Origin of the sequence: Streptomyces sp. MK37H (genome assembly GCF_018035285.1) — a bacterium.
Classification (GTDB): Bacteria; Actinomycetota; Actinomycetes; order Streptomycetales; family Streptomycetaceae; genus Streptomyces; species Streptomyces endocoffeicus.
On sequence record NZ_JAAAYH010000187.1, the window covers coordinates 1 to 16,751 of the forward strand.

The following is a 16,751-nucleotide window of genomic DNA, read 5'->3' on the forward strand; positions in this document are numbered from 1 at the left end:
ACCGCCTTGGCCAGGGCCGGATCGGGGTGCGCCGCGGCCAGCGCCACCAGGACCTGCACGGTGCGGGGGTGCCCAACGGCCCGTACCTCCGCCAGCAGCGCGGGCACGGTGCCCTGGACGGCGGACTCCAGGTGGCGGACGAGCAGCGGGCTCTCCCCGTGGTCGGAGATGGCCGCAGCGGTGTCCACCCACAGCCAGGTGGCCTCCTCGCGGGTGAGCGCGTCCAGCGCCTCGTCCGGGTCGGCGCCCTCGTGCTCGGCGAGCCACAGAAGCGCGTACGGCCGCAGACACGATTCGTCGACGACGGCCCGCACGTTGGGCTCGGCGGGCGCCCCGACGACGCGCAGCGCCTCGAAGGCGAGCCCGCGCAGCAGCGCGTCGTCGCCGCGCGCCGCGTCGATGAGCTCGACGACGGCGCTGCCGACGGGGCGGGCGGCCAGCCAGGCGCGGTACTCGGCGCGGGCGGGGCCCGGGGTCAGGCCCGCGCAGCCACGCAGCATGTCGGCGGCGGGCTGCTCGATGTTCCCGGCCGGGCTCTGGGCGGCGACGCAGATCTGCTCGAGCTTGACCCACACCGCCCAGTTGCCGAGCGCGGTCAGCTCGGCCTCCCGCCTGTCGCCCTTGGCGTCGTCGGCCGCGCTCCCGGCGCCCTCCGGCCCGTCCGGCCCCTCCTGGGGTTCCTGCCGCACCGTGAGCGCCCCGACGGACGAGAGGGCGTCCAGGGCCCAGTCGAGCAGCCCCTCCAGGGTGGCGGTGTCCTCTGCGCCCTCGGCGTCGTCGGCGCTCGCGGCGCCCCCGGCGGGCTCCCGGGGCTCCATGGCTTCCTGGGGGACCTCGCACCGCTCGGTGCGCAGCTCGGCGACCCGCTGCCGGAGCATGTCCAGCAGGGCGGAGATCTGCACGGGGCCCGCCGAGAGCTGGAGCAGGGAGAGCAGCTGCGGTACGGCCTCGACGACTTCGGCGACCGCTGTCGGCTCGGCCGTCTCGGGGGCGGGGCAGGCCAGGGACCACGCGTCCAGGAGCGCGACCCAGCCCCGCAGCACGGCGCTGTCGTCCCGGTCCCACGCCTGGAGCCGCCAGCCGGGGCGGGTGGTGCCCGCGTGGTGCTCGATGAGGCCGATGAGGCGGGCGCGGTCCCAGTCGGTCCGCACCTCCCGCTCGCTCACCCCGAGCGCCTCGGCGGCGCGGGCGGCGGCCTCGTCGGACAGCGCGCCGGGCGCGCCGTGCTCGGCCGCGGCCCAGTGGGCGATCGCCACGGCCCCGGTGAGCCCCGCCCTGGCCTGCCGGGCCAGCTCCGACGGGGGCGGAGTGCCCTCCGGCGGACGGGGCGCCGGTCTTGAGCCGCGGTTCACCGCGGGCCGGCGGGCCGTGGCCATCGGCCGGTTGCGGACAAGTCGGAGCCGGGAGTCGCGCGGAGTACGGGACGTCACGGAAGCAGTCTCGCCGTTGACGGCCCGAAAGCCCAATCGGCACCCGTCCGGCGGTCGCCGCGAAGGGTTCACGCCATCTTACGAACGCTTCCGCCGCCGCCCCGCGAACGCTTCCCGCGCCGCCCCGCACGCGCTTTCGCGATCGCCTTACGGGCGCTACAAGAGGTCGGACGGCGCGGGAGACCGCCTTACGAGCACTACAGGAGCGGTACCAGAAAGCGCCGCAGCGCCTCCTCGTACGCCTGGGGATCCGCGTTCCACATGGCCGCGTGCGGGGCCTGCCGCACCGTGTGAAGGGTCACCAGATCGCGCCGTCGATCGACGAGTTCACGCGAGACGTGCCAGGGCGCGAGGGTGTCGTCGGGGCCGTGGGCGACGAGCGTGGGCACGGACAGCCGCTCCGGGTCGGCCACCTCCGGGAGCCTGCTGTCGTGGAGTCCGGTGCGCCCCTCGGCGGCGCGCAGGGCGAGCGGGAGCAGCGGCGCGGGGATGCCGCGGGCCGCGGCGAGGGCGCGCAGGGTGGCCTGCCAGTCGAGCACCGGGGAGTCCAGGACGAGCCCGATGACGCGGTGCCGCAGCGCGGAGTTCGCGGCGGCGTGGAGGGCCATCGAGGCACCGATGGACCAGCCGTGCAGCACGACCCCGGTCGCCCCGTAGGCCACCGCGTAGCGGATGGCCGCGTCCAGGTCGCGCCACTCGGTGTCGCCGAGGTGGGATATGCCGTCCTCGGAGCGCGGGGCGCCGGGGTCACCGCGGTAGGCGAGGTCGAGCACCGGCACCCGCAGCTGCCGCAGGAAGGGCATGAGGACCATAGGGTGCTCACGGGTGGTGCCGAGGCCATGGGTGGTGATCACCCATGTGGAGCGTTCGCCGGGGATGAACCAGGCGGGCAGCGGACCGAGTTCGGCGGGCACGTCCACGTCGGCGTGGTCGATGCCGAGCGCGTCCCGTGGGTTGCCGATGTGCACCTGGGGGGTCAGCCGGACCCGGGTGCCGGGGGTGAGCTCGCCGTGGGTGACCCGCTCCAGTCGGCGTACGACGCAGTCGGCGGGGTGCGGGGCGTCCTCGATGACGGGGCCGACGACGGCGTGACAGGAGCGGCCGGTGAGGCCGTAGGTGCCGGGGCGCAGCGAGGCGAGCGAGCGGGTCAGGGTGATCTGGCCGGCCGCGGTCGCGTGGACGGTCAGCGGCGCCTCGTTCGGCAGCGGACGGTTGGGGACCGGTTTCAGCGCAGCGCCGGTGGCGTACCGTCCGGCCGCCACCGCGGCCACGCCGACACTCAGCAGGGTGGTGGCGGCCGCGACCGCCGTTGTTCGCAGACGCATCCCTCCCAGTGTGGTCGGGGAGGCGGCCCCCGGCCAGCGGGCGTGCCCGGCCGGGTGACCGCCCGGCCGGGGCCCGGGTGCGTGCCGGGCGGGCTCAGCCCTTCTGGCCGTAGCCGCTCAGCTTCTCGGCGGCGCGCCGCATCTCGTCCGGCGGGATCAGGGAGGGGGTGCGGCCGGGGACGGAGACCGCGGTGAGCCAGACCCGGCACATCCATTCGAGCTGGGCGGTGCGGTCGTACGCCTGGTCCAGGGTGGCGCCGTGGACGACGGTGCCGTGGTTGCGCAGCAGACAGCCGCTGCGGTCGCGCAGCGCCTCGAGCATGGCGTCGGCCAGTTCGTCCGTGCCGTAGAGCGCGTAGGGCGCGACGCGGACCGGGCCGCCGAGGGCGGCGGTCATGTAGTGGATCGCGGGGAGCTCGTCGACGAGCGTGGAGACGGCCGTGGCGTGGACGGCGTGGGTGTGGACCACGGCCCCGGCGTCGGTCTCCCGGTAGATCGCGAGGTGCATGGGCAGCTCGCTGGTGGGCTTCAGCGTGCCGAGGATCTGCTGTCCGTCAAGGTCGACGGCGACGGCGTCCCTGGGGCCGAGCCGGTCGTAGGGGACGCCGCTCGGGGTCACCAGGACGGTGTCGCCGACCCGGGCCGAGACATTGCCCGAGGTGCCGACGACCAGGCCGTCGGCGGTGGTCCTGCGGGCCGTGCTCACCACCTGCGTCCATGCCTGCCGCAGGGGATGGGTCAGCCGCGGCTGCGGCTGCCGCGTGGATCGCGACTGGGTCACCTGCCCTCACCTCCGAGGCCCGATCCTTCCAGGCGGCCGCCGGCCGCGCGGCGGCGGGACCGGCAACGGGCGCGGCGGGCGACTACGACCGTGCCTCGTGGGCACCCGACTCCGGGCGGGTGAACGCGGGGGGACAGCGGGCGGCCGCGGGGCCGGTTCCGGGGCCTGCTCCGGTGGCCCTCGATCGCGGCTCAACTCCCGTACGGCATGGGAACGTAGGCTGGAATTCACTGGGTTTTAGCGACCCCGCAACCATGTCACTCCGATGCCCTGCTCAGTTCATCTCCCGTTCACCCTGTTTCCTTACGTTCACCGTGCCACTAACGACCTTCGAACTGATTGACCGGGTGTATGGAACACATCACGCTTCTCATCGGGATCGTGATCGTCACGGCCTTGGTGTTCGACTTCACGAACGGCTTTCACGACACGGCTAACGCCATGGCCACCACCATCTCCACGGGAGCACTCGGGCCCAGGGTGGCGGTGGCGATGTCGGCCGTCCTCAATCTCGTCGGCGCGTTCCTGTCCGTGGAGGTGGCCAAGACCATCTCCGGCGGGATCATCGACGAGGGATCCGGTATCCAGCCAGAAGTGATCTTCGCGGGACTCGTCGGCGCGATCCTGTGGAATCTGGTGACGTGGCTCGCCGGACTCCCCTCGAGCTCCTCGCATGCCCTGTTCGGCGGTCTGATCGGCGCCACCGTGGTCTCCGTGGGCCTGGACGGGGTCAACGGCGACGCGATCGTCATGAAGGTCCTGATCCCCGCCGTCGCCGCGCCGATCGTGGCCGGCATCGCCACGCTGGCCGCCACCCGGCTCACCTACCGGCTCGGCCGCGACCGCTCCCCGGAGGACACCGCGAAGGGCTACCGCGCGGGACAGATCGCCTCGGCCGCCCTGGTCTCCCTGGCCCACGGCACCAACGACGCCCAGAAGACGATGGGCGTGATCACCCTGGCTCTGGTCACCGGGGACGTGGTGGCGCCCGACTCCGACCCGCCGCTGTGGGTCATCGTCTCGGCGGGCCTGGCCATCGCGCTCGGCACCTACCTGGGCGGCTGGCGCATCATCCGCACCATGGGCAAGGGCATCACCGACATCCAGCCGCCGCAGGGCTTCGCCGCCCAGACCGGCGCCGCCACCGTCATCCTCGCCTCCTCCCACATCGGCTTCGCGCTGTCCACCACCCAGGTCTGCTCCGGCGCCGTCATGGGCGCGGGTGTCGGCCGTAAGGGCGCCGTGGTGCGCTGGTCGACCGCGGGCCGCATGGTGGTCGCCTGGGTGCTGACCCTGCCGGCCGCCGGACTGGTGGCGGGCGCCGCCGCGCTCCTGGCCGACCAGGGGAACGCGGGAATCACGGCGGTGGCCGTGCTCGCCGTCCTGGCCTGCGGGGCGATCTGGATGCTGTCGCGCCGCAAGCCCGTGGACCACACCAACGTCAACGAGGTCGGCGCCCAGGAGCCGGTGGGCGCCGTCACGGCCGCCCTGCGGTCCGTGGCCCCGCCGCCCGCCGGTGCGGCGAGCGCCGCCCCCGAAGCGGCGAGCGCCGCCCCCGAGGACGTCACCTCGGAGAACACACCCGAGCAGACCCCCACCCCCGCCGCCGCGAGCAGCACCACCCGCTAAGGAGCCAGGAAACATGAGCATCGACTGGGCGGCACTCGGCCAGGTCTTCGGCATCAGCCTCGCGGTGACGGTCGCCATGGTGGGCGTCTTCACCCTGGGCATCGTCGGCACCTCCCGTAAGGCGGCGCCGGAGCAGGGCGGCACGGCCGCCGCCGTGCCCGGGGGCGCGGTGGGCGGCTCACCGCTCGCGCGCACCGGCGCGTACGCCTGCTTCGCGGTGTGCGCCGCGGTCGTGGCGTACGGCATCTATCTGATCGTCGCCTGAGGACCCCGCTTCCCCGAACGACCCACCGGCCGCCGGATGGTGGCGCTGACCAGCGCCGACCGTCCGGCGGCCGTCCTGTGAGGGGCGGTTGTCTGTGTGGCTCGGCACACTCGGGCGTCATGGGTCATATGCGAGTTGACGGCCATTCGCGGCCCATGGTGGACTTCCCGAGCCAAACGGCGGCAGGAGAGGAAGCCGGTGAGAATCCGGCGCGGTCCCGCCACTGTCACCGGGGAGCACCTTCCCATCGCCTGTATGGGGTCACGGCTCGTCCGTACGGTTCGTCGCGTACGCGGGGCTGGAAGACCGGGAGGGCCGCGGATCCGGGAGCCAGGAGACTCTCACCGCCGGTCACGTCGAACCAGGGCGAGGACCCTGAGTGAGGACATACCGCCATGCCCGGCATCGCCACGCCGCCAGCCCTCCCTGTCCGATTCGACTCTTCCGGCCTCTCCGGCCCGTCTGGTTCCGTATCGCCGCGCCGAGGCGTGACGGCGGCCTGACGGATGCGTGCCGACCACGCCTCGTTCGCGTGCGGTGCGGTCCTCGGCTTCCTCGGCGACCTGGCCACGGGTGATCCGCGCCGCGGCCATCCGGTGGCCGCGTTCGGGCGTGCCGCCGCGGCCGCCGAGCGCCGGCTGTGGCGCGACCACCGGGGCTACGGGGCCCTGCACACCGCGTTGTGCGCGGGCGGCGCGGCCGCCGGTGCCGCGCTGCTGACCCGCGCCGTACGGGCCCTGGGCCGCCGCCGCGGCGCGGAGGTCGCGCTGACCGCCGCCGCCACCTGGGCTGTGCTGGGCGGCACGAGCCTGGGCCGTGAGGCCCGGGCCGTCGGCGGGGCACTGGCCGCCGGGGACCTCGAGGTCGCCCGGGAGCGGCTGCCGCATCTGTGCGGCCGCGATCCGCAGGCGCTGGACGGGCCGCGGATCGCCCGCGCGGTGGTCGAATCGGTGGCCGAGAACACCTCCGACGCCGTCGTGGGCGCGCTGGTGTGGGGCGCCGTGGGCGGTGTGCCGGGGCTCATAGGATTCCGCGCGGTCAACACCCTGGACGCCATGGTGGGCCACAAGTCGCCGCGCTACCGGCGGTTCGGCTGGGCGGCGGCCCGGCTGGACGATGTGGCCGGCTGGCCCGGCGCGCGCCTTACGGCGACCCTGGCGACGCTCGCGGGCCCCGATCCGCGCGGTGCCTGGCGCGCCTGGCGGCGGGACGGCCGGCGCCATCCGAGCCCCAACGCGGGCCCCGTGGAGGCGTCCTTCGCGGGCGCGCTCGGCGTCCGGCTGGGCGGCACCCTCGCGTACGGCGGCCGGGTCGAGCACCGGCCGGTACTCAACTCCGGCGGGCGGCCGGTGGAGTCGGCCGACATCGAGCGGGCCATACGGCTGTCGCGGCGCGTCGGCGTCCTGGCCCTCGGGGTGTCCATAGCGGCCCGGCCGGTCCTGAGGGCGTTGACGGGGCGACCCCGGGCCTTGGGAAGGGGTGACGGATGAGCGGGATACGCGGTAAGGGCGGCACGGACGGTTCCGGGGCACGCGGCGGGGGGCTGCTCGTCGCGGGTACGACCTCCGACGCGGGCAAGAGCGTGGTGACGGCCGGGATCTGCCGGTGGCTCGCCCGTAAGGGCGTCAGCGTGGCTCCCTTCAAGGCGCAGAACATGTCGCTCAACTCCTTCGTCACCCGGGAGGGGGCGGAGATCGGGCGGGCACAGGCCATGCAGGCCACCGCCGCGCGTGTCGAGCCGAGCGCGCTGATGAACCCGGTCCTGCTGAAGCCGGGCAGCGACCGCAGCAGCCAAGTGGTGCTGCTGGGCAAGCCGGTGGGCGAGCTGAGCGCGCGCGGGTACTTCGGCGGGCCCGGAGCACCCTCGCCCGGCGAGAAGCCCTCCGCGGGGCGGGAGGCGCTGCTGGGGACCGTCACGGAGTGCCTGGAGGAGCTGCGGAGCGCCCATGACGCGGTGATCTGCGAGGGCGCGGGCAGCCCGGCCGAGATCAATCTGCGCCGCACCGACATCGTCAACATGGGCCTGGCGCGCGCCGCCGGGCTTCCGGTCGTGGTGGTCGGGGACATCGACCGCGGTGGCGTCTTCGCGTCCTTCTTCGGCACGACCGCGCTGCTGTCGGCCGCGGACCAACGGCATGTGGCCGCCTACCTGGTGAACAAGTTCCGCGGCGATGTGAGCCTTCTGGAGCCCGGTCTGGAGACGCTGCGCGACCTCACCGGGCGCCCGACCGTCGGGGTGCTCCCGTTCGCCCACGGGCTGGGGATCGACGAGGAGGACGGACTGCGGGTGTCGCTGCGCGGCGCGGTGCGGGAGAGCGTCGTGGCGCCCCCTTACGGCGCGGATGTCCTGCGGATCGCGGTGGCCGCCGTGCCGCTGATGTCCAACTTCACGGACGTGGACGCGCTGGCGGCAGAGCCGGGTGTGATCGTGCGGTTCGTGGACCGGCCCGAGGAGCTGGCCGACGCCGACCTGGTGGTGCTGCCGGGCACCCGGGGCACCGTAAGGGCGCTGGAGTGGCTGCGTGAGCGCGGGCTGGCCGACGCGATCGCCCGGCGGGCCGCCGAGGGCCGTCCGGTGCTGGGCGTCTGCGGCGGCTTCCAGGCGCTCGGCGAGCGCATCGAGGACGAGGTCGAGTCGAAGGCCGGGACGGTCGCCGGGCTCGGGCTGCTGCCGGTGCGGGTGCGGTTCGCGGCCGAGAAGACCCTGGCCCGGCCGGTGGGCGAGGCGCTCGGCGAGCGGGTGGAGGGCTATGAGATCCACCACGGGGTCGCCGAGCTGCTGGACGGGGCCGAGGAGCCCTTCCTGGACGGCTGCCGGGTGGGCTCGGTGTGGGGCACGCACTGGCACGGCTCGCTGGAGAGCGACGGCTTCCGGCGGGCGTTTCTGCGGCGGGTGGCCGCCGCGGCGGGCCGGGCGTTCGTCCCCGCGCCGGACACCCGCTTCGGCGAGCTGCGCGAGGAGCAGCTCGACCGCCTCGGCGACCTGATCGAGGAGCACGCCGACACGGACGCGCTGCTGCGGCTCATCGAGGAGGGCGTCCCGGAGGGCCTGCCGTTCGTCCCTCCGGGGGCGCCAGGGGAGACGACATGACGACCCCCCACGCCCACACCGGACCGCTGTGCCCACGCACCCCAGGAGGTATCGCCGCGTGACCACCACCTACCCCTTCAGCGCGATCGTCGGCATGGACGGCCTACGGCTCGCCCTGCTCCTCAACGCCGTCTCGCCCGCCGTGGGCGGCGTCCTGGTGCGCGGCGAGAAGGGCACGGCCAAGAGCACCGCCGTCAGAGCGATCGCCTCGCTGCTGCCCGAGGTGGACGTGGTGGCCGGGTGCCGGTTCTCCTGCGATCCGGCCGCGCCCGACCCGTCCTGCCCGGACGGGCCCCATGAGCCGGGTACGGGCGAGGCGCGCCCCGCGCGGATGGTCGAACTGCCCGTGGGCGCCTCCGAGGACCGGCTGGTGGGCGCGCTCGACATCGAGCGGGCGCTGTCGGACGGCGTGAAGGCGTTCGAGCCCGGGCTGCTCGCGGACGCCCACCGCGGGGTGCTCTACGTCGACGAGGTCAATCTGCTGCACGACCATCTGATCGACCTGCTGCTCGACGCGGCCGCCATGGGCGCCTCCTACGTGGAGCGCGAGGGGGTGTCCGTACGGCACGCGGCGCGCTTCCTCCTGGTGGGCACCATGAACCCCGAAGAGGGCGAGCTGCGGCCGCAGCTGCTGGACCGCTTCGGCCTCACGGTGGAGGTCGCGGCGTCCCGGGACACCGAGGAGCGGGTCGAGGTGGTGCGGCGGCGGCTGGCGTACGACGAGGACCCCGAGGGGTTCGCGGCGCGCTGGGCGGCGGACGAGGAGGCCCTGCGGGAGCGCATCGCGGCGGCCCGCGCGCTGCTGCCGCGGGTGGCTCTCGGCGACCGCGCGCTGCGGCAGATCGCGGCGGTGTGCGCCGGGTTCGAGGTGGACGGGATGCGCGCGGACATCGTGACGGCCCGTACGGCGACCGCGCTGGCCGCCTGGGCGGGGCGCACCGACGTCCGGACCGAGGACGTACGGGGGGCCGCGCTGCTGTCGCTCCCCCACCGCAGGCGGCGGGCGCCGTTCGACGCGCCGGGCCTCGACGAGGACAAACTCGACGAGATCCTGCGGCAGTTCGAGGAGGACGACCCGGAGCCGGATCCGGACCCGGGCCCCGAGGACGGGCCGGGCGGCTCCGGGCCGGACGACCCGGGCGGCCCCGAGGACGGGCCCCAGGAGGGCGCGGGTGACGGGGCGCGGGAGCAGGCGCCGCCCGCCGAACCCGAGCCGTCCGTACCCGACCAGCGCACGGGTGAGCACGAGGCGGCCGACCGCGAGCCCGACTCCGCCCCGGCCGACGTCGACAGTGGGCCGGGCGAAGCGGACGACGGGGCGGGCGGGGCAGGCGGTGAGCGGGCGGCCGTGGGCGCCGCCGAACCGTTCCGGACCCGGCGGCTCGACGTCCCCGGCCTGGGCGAGGGCGCGGCAGGCCGTCGCTCACGCGCCCGCAGCGCGCACGGCCGCACCACCGGAGCGCGCCGCCCGCGGGGGACGCTCTCCGCGCTGCATCTGTCGGCGACCGTCCGGGCGGCCGCCCCGCATCAGCTGGCACGCGGACGGCGCGGCCCCGGGCTGCTGGTGCGCCGGGACGATCTGCGCGAGGCGGTGCGCGAGGGCCGGGAGGGCAATCTCGTGCTTTTCGTGGTGGACGCGTCGGGCTCGATGGCCGCGCGCAAGCGGATGAGCGCGATCAAGGGCGCGGTGCTGTCGCTGCTGCTCGACGCCTACCAGCGGCGGGACAAGGTCGGGCTGATCACCTTCCGGGGCGCGGACGCCGAGCTGGCGCTGCCGCCCACCTCGTCGGTGGACACGGCCGCCGCACGGCTGGAGCGGCTGCCGACGGGCGGCCGTACGCCGCTGGCGGCCGGGCTGTTGAAGGCCCGGGAGGTGCTGCGGGTGGAGCGGCTGCGGGATCCCGCACGCCGTCCGCTGCTGGTCGTGGTGACCGACGGGCGGGCCACGGAGGCGCGCCGGTCCGGCGGTCCCACGCCGGTCGAGCGGGCCGGGCGCGCGGCGCGGATGCTCGCGGGCGACGGGGTCGCCTCGGTGGTCGTGGACTGCGAGTCGGGGCCGGTGCGGCTGGGGCTCGCGGGCGCGCTCGCCCGCGAACTGCGGGGCACGCCGGTGACACTCGACGAGCTGCGCGCGGACAGCGTGACCGCGCTGGTGCGCGATGTACGAACCGTTTCGAACCCTCGGAGGGCCGCCTGATGCCGCAAGGACAACCGACCGTCGTGCCGGACGACGGGCTGACCACCCGCCAGCGCCGCAACCGTCCGCTGGTGCTCGTCCACACCGGTCAGGGCAAGGGCAAGTCGACCGCGGCGTTCGGGCTGGCGCTGCGGGCGTGGAACCAGAACTGGCCGGTCGGTGTATTCCAATTTGTAAAGTCCGCGAAATGGCGGGTCGGTGAGGAGCGCGCGCTGCGCGTCCTCGGCGACTCGGGCGAAGGGGGGACCGTCGCATGGCACAAGATGGGCGAGGGCTGGTCATGGGTCCAGCGCGACATGGCTTCCAGCGAGGAGGCCGCACGCGAGGGCTGGGAGCAGGTCAAGCGCGATCTCGCGGCGGAGACATACCGGCTCTATGTGCTGGACGAGTTCGCGTATCCGATGCACTGGGGCTGGGTGGATCCCGACGAGGTGGTGGCGGTGTTGCGGGACCGGCCCGGGACGCAGCACGTGGTCATCACGGGGCGTAACGCACCGGCGCAGCTGCTGGACTTCGCCGACCTGGTCACCGACATGTCCAAGGTCAAGCATCCGATGGACGCCGGCCAGAAGGGCCAGCGAGGCATCGAGTGGTGAGTGTCCCGCGCCTGGTGATCGCGGCGCCCGCCTCCGGCAGCGGGAAGACGACGGTCACGGCGGGGCTGATGGCCGCCTTCGCGGAGCGCGGTCTGGATGTGTCCCCGCACAAGGTCGGCCCGGACTACATCGACCCTGGCTATCACGCGCTGGCGATCTCCTCGGCCGCCTCTTCGGGCGCCTCGGGGGCCGGCCGGTCGCGGACCGGGGGCGCGCGCCCGGGCCGGAATCTGGACGCCTATCTATGCGGTCCGGACCGGATCGCGCCGCTGTTCCAGCATGGGGCGGCGGGCTGCGATCTGGCCCTGGTCGAGGGGGTGATGGGCCTGTTCGACGGGGCGGCCGGGCAGGGCGAGCTGGCCTCGACGGCGCATGTGGCCAAGCTGCTGCGGGCGCCGGTGGTGCTGGTGGTGGACGCGTCGTCGCAGTCGCGGTCGGTGGCCGCGCTGGTGCATGGCTTCGCCTCCTGGGACCCCGAGGTGCGGGTCGCGGGGGTGATCCTCAACAAGGTCGCCTCGGACCGTCACGAGGCCATGCTGCGCGAGGCGCTGGAGGGGTGCGGGGTGCCGGTGTTCGGCGCGCTGCGCCGGACGCGGGCGGTGCGGGCCCCGAGCCGCCATCTGGGTCTGGTGCCGGTGGCCGAGCGCCATGCGGAGGCGGTCGATTCGGCGGCCGCGCTGGCGGCGCGGGTGCGGGAGGGCTGCGATCTCGACGGGCTGCTGGCGCTGGCCCGCAGCGCACCGCCGCTGTCCGGGCGGGCCTGGGATCCGGAGGAGGAGATACACCGGGCGATGGACGCCGTCCCCGGTGCCGGGGGCCGGGACGACCGGGCGGCGCGGCCGGTGGTCGCCGTGGCGGGCGGGGCCGCGTTCACCTTCTCGTACGCGGAGCACGCCGAGCTGCTCACGGCGGCCGGGGCGCGGGTCGTCCCCTTCGACCCGCTGCGGGACGAGCGCCTCCCGGAGGGCACCGGCGGTCTGGTGATCGGCGGCGGCTTCCCGGAGGTCTACGCCCCCGAGCTGTCCGCGAACGAGCCGCTGCGCACCGCCGTCGCCGGGCTCGCCGCGTCCGGCGCGCCCATCGCCGCCGAATGTGCCGGACTGCTGTATCTGGCGCATTCGCTGGACGGGGAGCCGATGTGCGGGGTGCTGGCCGCGAAAGCACGGATGTCGGAACGTCTGACGCTGGGCTACCGTGAGGCCGTGGCCGTCTCCGACACCTCACTCGCCGCCGCGGGGACACGGGTGCGCGGCCATGAGTTCCACCGCACCGCCATCGTGCCCGGAGCGGGGCCGGAGCCCGCCTGGGGGCTCGTCCGCCCGGAGCGTCGTACCGAAGGGTTCGCACAGGGAGATGTGCATGCCTCCTATCTGCATGTGCACTGGGCCTCGGTCCCAGGGGCGGCGGCCCGGTTCGTCGACAGATGTGCGCCCCCTGCCGGTTGAGCCGAGGCGGTGAGCTGACGTGGAGGTCATCGGCCAGGGCACGGCGTCTCCCCCGCCCGCGGCACCGCTTGTCGTCGGAGTCGGGGCCGGCCGGGGCGTATCCGCCGGCGAAGTGCTCGGGCTGGTCGAGGCCACCCTGGCGGAGGCGGGCCTTTCCCCGCGCGGTGTATCCGAGTTGGCCACGGTCGAGGCCAAGGCCGGGGAGGCCGGACTGCTGACGGCGGCCGAACGGCTCGGGGTGCCGCTGTGCGGATACCCGGCCGACGCGCTGGCCGCGGTGGAGGTGCCGAACCCGTCCGCGGCACCGCTCACCGCCGTGGGCACGGCCGGGGTCGCCGAGGCGGCCGCGCTGCTGGCCGCCGGTCCGGGTGGCCAACTGCTCGTCGCCAAGCGGAAGTCCACGCCACACGGCCGCCCCGGGAAGGCCACCTGCGCCGTCGCTCGCCGCCTGGCGGCGGTCAAATCCGGGCAGGGCGGGCAGCGAAGACCTGCCGTCGACGGCCCCGACGCAGGTCAGTAACGTCTCGGGGCGGAACAGCCCGCCCCCCGCCGACCGTGACACCCCGCACCACCTGCACCAAGGAGACCTCGTGACGACCCCGCCCGCCCTGCTCATCGCAGGCATCGGCACGCGAGACGAAAGGCATGCCGCCGCCTTCCAGGCATTCGTCAGGGAGTTGGCCGCACGCCACCCGGACCTGCCCGTGGCGGGTGGCCTCACCGGACCGGGCAGCCACCCGCTGTCCGACGCGGTCACCCGGCTCGTCGGGGAAGGGGTGACCCGCTTCGCGGTCGTCCCGATGACGCTGATCCCTGCGGCTCCCCCAAGAGACGGCATCGCCGCCGCGCTGGCCCAGGAGGCGGAGCGGCACGCCGACGCCTCGTTCGCCTCCGCCCGGCCGCTCGGCCCGCACCGCACACTGCTGAACCTGCTGGAACGGCGGCTCGACGAGGCCCTGGGCAATCGGCCCCGGCTGCCCTCGGACCGCGCGGAGACGACCGTGCTGCTGGTGGGCGACGGTTCGCCGCTCCCCGAGGCCAACGCCGAGGTGCACCGCGCGGCCCGGCTGCTGTGGGAGGGCCGTGGCTTCGCGGGCGTCGAGGTGGCCTTCGCCTCGCTCGCCGCCCCGGATGTGGCCTCCGGCCTGGACCGTTGCGCCAAGCTGGGGGCGCGGCGGGTCGTGGTGCTGCCGTACTTCCTGTTCGAGGGTGACGCCCTGGAGCGGGTGCGGCAGCAGGCGGAGGGCTGGGGGCTCGCCTACCCCGAGGTCGAGGTGGTCCTGGCCGATGTCATCGGCCCGGCGCGGGAGTTGGCCGACCTGGTCATGGATCGCTATGAGGAGGTGGCCGACACCAGCGAGCACGCCGGGTTCAGCGATGAGGCCCATGCCTTCGCGCATCCGGACGCCCACGCCGATGTCCGCTGAGCCGTCGGCGGACCTGCCCGCTGCCCCGCCCGACGATCGCGGGTCCGCCGGGTTCGATCTGCGGCATCACGGGGACGCGGAGGTGCGGGGTGCCGACGCCGCCCTGACGGACCTCGCGGTCAATGTCCGGGCCGGTACACCTCCGGACTGGCTCAAGGCCCATATAGCCGCGTCCCTCGACGGGTTGGCCGCCTATCCGGACGGGCGGGTGGCGCGGGAGGCGGTCGCCGAGCGCCATGAGCTTCCGGTCGGCCGGGTGCTGCTGACGGCGGGCGCCGCGGAGGCGTTCGTCCTGCTCGCCCGTGCCATACCGGCCCGACGGCCGGTGGTGGTGCATCCGCAGTTCACCGAGCCGGAGGCGGCGCTGCGGGACGCGGGGCACCCGGTGGAGCGCGTGGTCCTCGATGAGCGGGACGGCTTCCGGCTGACCCCGGCGGCCGTGCCGGAGGACGCCGATCTGGTGGTGATCGGCAACCCCACCAACCCCACATCCGTGCTGCACCCGGCCGATGCCGTGGCCGGGCTCGCCCGGCCGGGGCGGACGTTGGTAGTGGACGAGGCGTTCATGGACGCCGTCCCGGGTGAGTCGGAGTCGCTGGCGGCCCGCACCGATGTGCCGGGGCTGGTGGTGCTGCGCAGCCTCACCAAGACCTGGGGCCTGGCGGGGCTGCGGATCGGCTACGTACTGGCGGAGCCGGAAACCGTCACGGCGCTGGAGCGGGTCCAGCCGCTGTGGCCGGTGTCCAGCCCGGCCCTGGCGGCGGCCGAGGCGTGCTGCACCCCGTCCGCCCTCGCCGAGGCGGCCCGGGCCGCCGACCGTACGGCCGCCGACCGGGCCCATCTCGCCGACCGGCTCGCCGAGTTGGCGGAGTCGGCCGAGGTGCGGGTGTGCGGCCCGGCTGCCGGGCCGTTTCTGCTGATACGTGTGCCGGGCGCGGCGGCGATCCGCACCCGGCTGCGGGAGCTGGGCTTCGCCGTCCGCCGCGGTGACACCTTCCCGGGCCTCGGCCCGGAGTGGCTCCGGCTCGCCGTCCGCGACCGCGCCACGACGGATCGCTTCGTCATCGCCTTGATGAAGGCGATAGCGGACACGGCCGCCTGACCGCGCCCCGCGCGACGCGGCGCGGCGGTCAACTACGGCTCGCCCATGCCCTCGTGACCGGGTCTGGCACCCGGGCGCGCCCGATGCTCAGCGCCCGGGTCCGGCACCCACACCCGGCACCCACACCCGGCCCCGACGACCGGGCCCGGAGCCCATGTCCCGGCCCGGCGCCCACATCCCGGCCCGGCGCCCACATCCCGCCTGGCGTCCATGTCCCGGGCCGGAGTCCGTCCCCCGGCCCGGCACCCGGGCCCCGGTGCCGGCATCCGAGGCCCGGGCGCGGAATCCGTCCCCGGCCCCGGCACTCGGGCCCCCGGCCCGACGTCCGCACCCGTTCGCGCAGCCGCCCCGGTCCCGGTGCCCGCGCCGCCCGGCGCGGGCACCGGGACCAACGGCCCAGGCGACGTCAGGCGGCGTCGCCGCGGGTGGCGGCGGCTCGGCGGCGGCGGGCGAGGACGACGGCGCCGCCGCCCACGGCGAGCAGGAGGGCGCCTCCGGCCACCAGGTACGGCGTGGCCGAGCTGCCGCCGGTCTCGGCCAGGTGCTCCGGCTTGGGCTCGGGCTTGGTCTGGGAGCCCACGCTCGGGCTGGGCTCGACCACCGCGGCCACGGGCGACTCACAGGTCGCCCGGGCGAGGGTGATTTGCCCCTCGACCTCGGAGACGTTCAGCTTGAGCGGGTTCACGGAGACCTTCAGGTTGAGGGCCGTGGCCGCCGCCGTGCGCGACGTGGTGGCCGTCCGCGACAGGTCGAGCCGGACCTGGCCGAGCGACGGCACATCGACCGTGGTGGTTCCGCTCGTGCGCAGGGTGACCTTCTGACCGAGCACGCTGACGCTGCCGAGCAGGTTGGAGTGAGCGGTCGGCCGCTTCCCGACGGCACACACCGCCTTCGAGGTCACCTGCTCGACCGTGATCAGCGGCACCGCGGCCAGGCCCGGGACATGAACCTGGGCGTTGACGAGGTTGGAGTACCCCTCGGCGCGCTGCTTGTCCGCGGCGGCCCGGGCGGTGGCCACATCGGCCCGCAGGACATTGAACGGCCGGCCCCCGTCCACGCCGTCCACGGTCGCGCTGAGCGCCGTCTTGCTGGCGGTCGCGGGCGCGTGCACATCGTTCAGCACGACCGAGAGCGGAGCGCTGACGGTCTTGTTGAGCAGGGAGACATCGAGATCGGTGCGGAGCACGACCGCACCCGCCTTACCGGTGGTGGCACCGGTGTCGGCCTGCGCGGTCGCCGCGGGCAGCAGCCCCAGGACGGAGACCGCGGCAGCGGCGGTGGCGGCCGCCAGACGGCGGGTGGGCATGCCGAAGTAGGTGTTACTGGAACAGGACACGTGAGTTGACCCCCACAGGAGACATGGAGCCGCCGGCGCCTGCCGCGGGGGACTCCACGGGCGCCGACGGCCTCGACCACGCCATATTTGCGCACCGAGGGTAAACAGGCAGACACATGATGTCCGT

General features: G+C 74.9%; 14 protein-coding genes and 1 riboswitch. Of the genes, 10 read left to right on the forward strand and 4 right to left on the reverse strand.

Features of this window, described 5'->3' with window-relative positions; all coding sequences use genetic code 11:
• The 3 genes from GWI24_RS24500 to GWI24_RS24510 all read right to left on the reverse strand — a co-directional run.
• Window positions 1-1,376: hypothetical protein (locus GWI24_RS24500; RefSeq protein WP_210948081.1), on the reverse strand; the 1,376-nt coding region annotated here is incomplete at its 3' end.
• A 251-nt stretch (window positions 1,377-1,627) separates the two neighbouring features.
• A complete protein-coding gene (locus GWI24_RS24505; protein ID WP_210948070.1) occupies window positions 1,628-2,755 on the reverse strand; it encodes an alpha/beta hydrolase in 1,128 nt (375 codons plus the stop codon).
• Window positions 2,756-2,849: 94 nt separating this feature from the next.
• Window positions 2,850-3,536, reverse strand: a complete 687-nt coding sequence (locus tag GWI24_RS24510; RefSeq protein WP_210948071.1) for a class II aldolase/adducin family protein — start codon at window positions 3,534-3,536, stop codon at window positions 2,850-2,852.
• A 351-nt stretch (window positions 3,537-3,887) separates the two neighbouring features.
• Here GWI24_RS24510 and GWI24_RS24515 point away from each other — a divergent pair, with 351 nt between their 5' ends.
• The 10 genes from GWI24_RS24515 to cobC all read left to right on the forward strand — a co-directional run bounded on the left by GWI24_RS24515 (window position 3,888) and on the right by cobC (window position 15,288).
• Window positions 3,888-5,165, forward strand: a complete 1,278-nt coding sequence (locus GWI24_RS24515) for an inorganic phosphate transporter (protein WP_210948072.1) — start codon at window positions 3,888-3,890, stop codon at window positions 5,163-5,165.
• Between the two features lie 13 nt (window positions 5,166-5,178).
• Window positions 5,179-5,430, forward strand: a complete 252-nt coding sequence (locus tag GWI24_RS24520; protein ID WP_210948073.1) for a hypothetical protein — start codon at window positions 5,179-5,181, stop codon at window positions 5,428-5,430.
• Between the two features lie 187 nt (window positions 5,431-5,617).
• A riboswitch (cobalamin riboswitch) is annotated at window positions 5,618-5,771 on the forward strand.
• 165 nt (window positions 5,772-5,936) lie between these two features.
• Window positions 5,937-6,920, forward strand: a complete 984-nt coding sequence (locus GWI24_RS24525) for a cobalamin biosynthesis protein (protein ID WP_210948074.1) — start codon at window positions 5,937-5,939, stop codon at window positions 6,918-6,920.
• Window positions 6,917-8,521 (forward strand): cobyric acid synthase, encoded by a 1,605-nt coding sequence (locus tag GWI24_RS24530; protein ID WP_210948075.1) that lies wholly within the window; start codon window positions 6,917-6,919, stop codon window positions 8,519-8,521. The genes GWI24_RS24525 and GWI24_RS24530 overlap by 4 nt, the downstream gene beginning before the upstream one ends.
• 58 nt (window positions 8,522-8,579) lie before the next feature.
• Window positions 8,580-10,718, forward strand: coding sequence for a putative cobaltochelatase (locus tag GWI24_RS24535; RefSeq protein WP_210948076.1), 2,139 nt, complete (start codon window positions 8,580-8,582; stop codon window positions 10,716-10,718).
• Complete coding sequence (gene cobO / locus GWI24_RS24540) at window positions 10,718-11,314, forward strand: cob(I)yrinic acid a,c-diamide adenosyltransferase (RefSeq protein WP_037949564.1); 597 nt, start codon at window positions 10,718-10,720, stop codon at window positions 11,312-11,314. The genes GWI24_RS24535 and cobO overlap by 1 nt, the downstream gene beginning before the upstream one ends.
• Complete coding sequence (locus tag GWI24_RS24545; RefSeq protein WP_210948077.1) at window positions 11,308-12,759, forward strand: cobyrinate a,c-diamide synthase; 1,452 nt, start codon at window positions 11,308-11,310, stop codon at window positions 12,757-12,759. Before cobO ends, GWI24_RS24545 begins: the two co-directional genes overlap by 7 nt.
• Before the next feature lie 19 nt (window positions 12,760-12,778).
• Window positions 12,779-13,279 (forward strand): cobalamin biosynthesis protein, encoded by a 501-nt coding sequence (locus GWI24_RS24550; protein WP_210948078.1) that lies wholly within the window; start codon window positions 12,779-12,781, stop codon window positions 13,277-13,279.
• A 70-nt stretch (window positions 13,280-13,349) separates the two neighbouring features.
• Window positions 13,350-14,186: a sirohydrochlorin chelatase gene (locus GWI24_RS24555; RefSeq protein WP_210948079.1), complete on the forward strand. Its 837-nt coding sequence runs from the start codon at window positions 13,350-13,352 to the stop codon at window positions 14,184-14,186.
• Window positions 14,176-15,288: an Rv2231c family pyridoxal phosphate-dependent protein CobC gene (cobC, locus tag GWI24_RS24560; protein WP_210948080.1), complete on the forward strand. Its 1,113-nt coding sequence runs from the start codon at window positions 14,176-14,178 to the stop codon at window positions 15,286-15,288. Before GWI24_RS24555 ends, cobC begins: the two co-directional genes overlap by 11 nt.
• Before the next feature lie 406 nt (window positions 15,289-15,694).
• On the opposite strand, the gene GWI24_RS24565 is transcribed toward cobC, so the two are convergent.
• The gene (locus GWI24_RS24565; protein ID WP_210948082.1) at window positions 15,695-16,594 is read right to left on the reverse strand and encodes an SCO1860 family LAETG-anchored protein; all 900 of its coding nucleotides are present in this window, start codon (window positions 16,592-16,594) and stop codon (window positions 15,695-15,697) included.
• Between the last annotated feature and the right edge of the window lie 157 nt (window positions 16,595-16,751).

Excerpts from the sequence above, each read along its gene's own strand:
- GWI24_RS24565 (WP_210948082.1), bottom strand. The coding sequence starts at position 16,594 with ATGCCCACCCGCCGTCTGGCGGCCGCCACCGCCGCTGCCGCGGTCTCC.
- GWI24_RS24505 (WP_210948070.1), bottom strand. The coding sequence starts at position 2,755 with ATGCGTCTGCGAACAACGGCGGTCGCGGCCGCCACCACCCTGCTGAGT.
- cobO (WP_037949564.1), top strand. The coding sequence starts at position 10,718 with ATGCCGCAAGGACAACCGACCGTCGTGCCGGACGACGGGCTGACCACC.
- GWI24_RS24525 (WP_210948074.1), top strand. The coding sequence starts at position 5,937 with ATGCGTGCCGACCACGCCTCGTTCGCGTGCGGTGCGGTCCTCGGCTTC.
- cobC (WP_210948080.1), top strand. The coding sequence starts at position 14,176 with ATGTCCGCTGAGCCGTCGGCGGACCTGCCCGCTGCCCCGCCCGACGAT.
- GWI24_RS24520 (WP_210948073.1), top strand. The coding sequence starts at position 5,179 with ATGAGCATCGACTGGGCGGCACTCGGCCAGGTCTTCGGCATCAGCCTC.
- GWI24_RS24515 (WP_210948072.1), top strand. The coding sequence starts at position 3,888 with ATGGAACACATCACGCTTCTCATCGGGATCGTGATCGTCACGGCCTTG.
- GWI24_RS24530 (WP_210948075.1), top strand. The coding sequence starts at position 6,917 with ATGAGCGGGATACGCGGTAAGGGCGGCACGGACGGTTCCGGGGCACGC.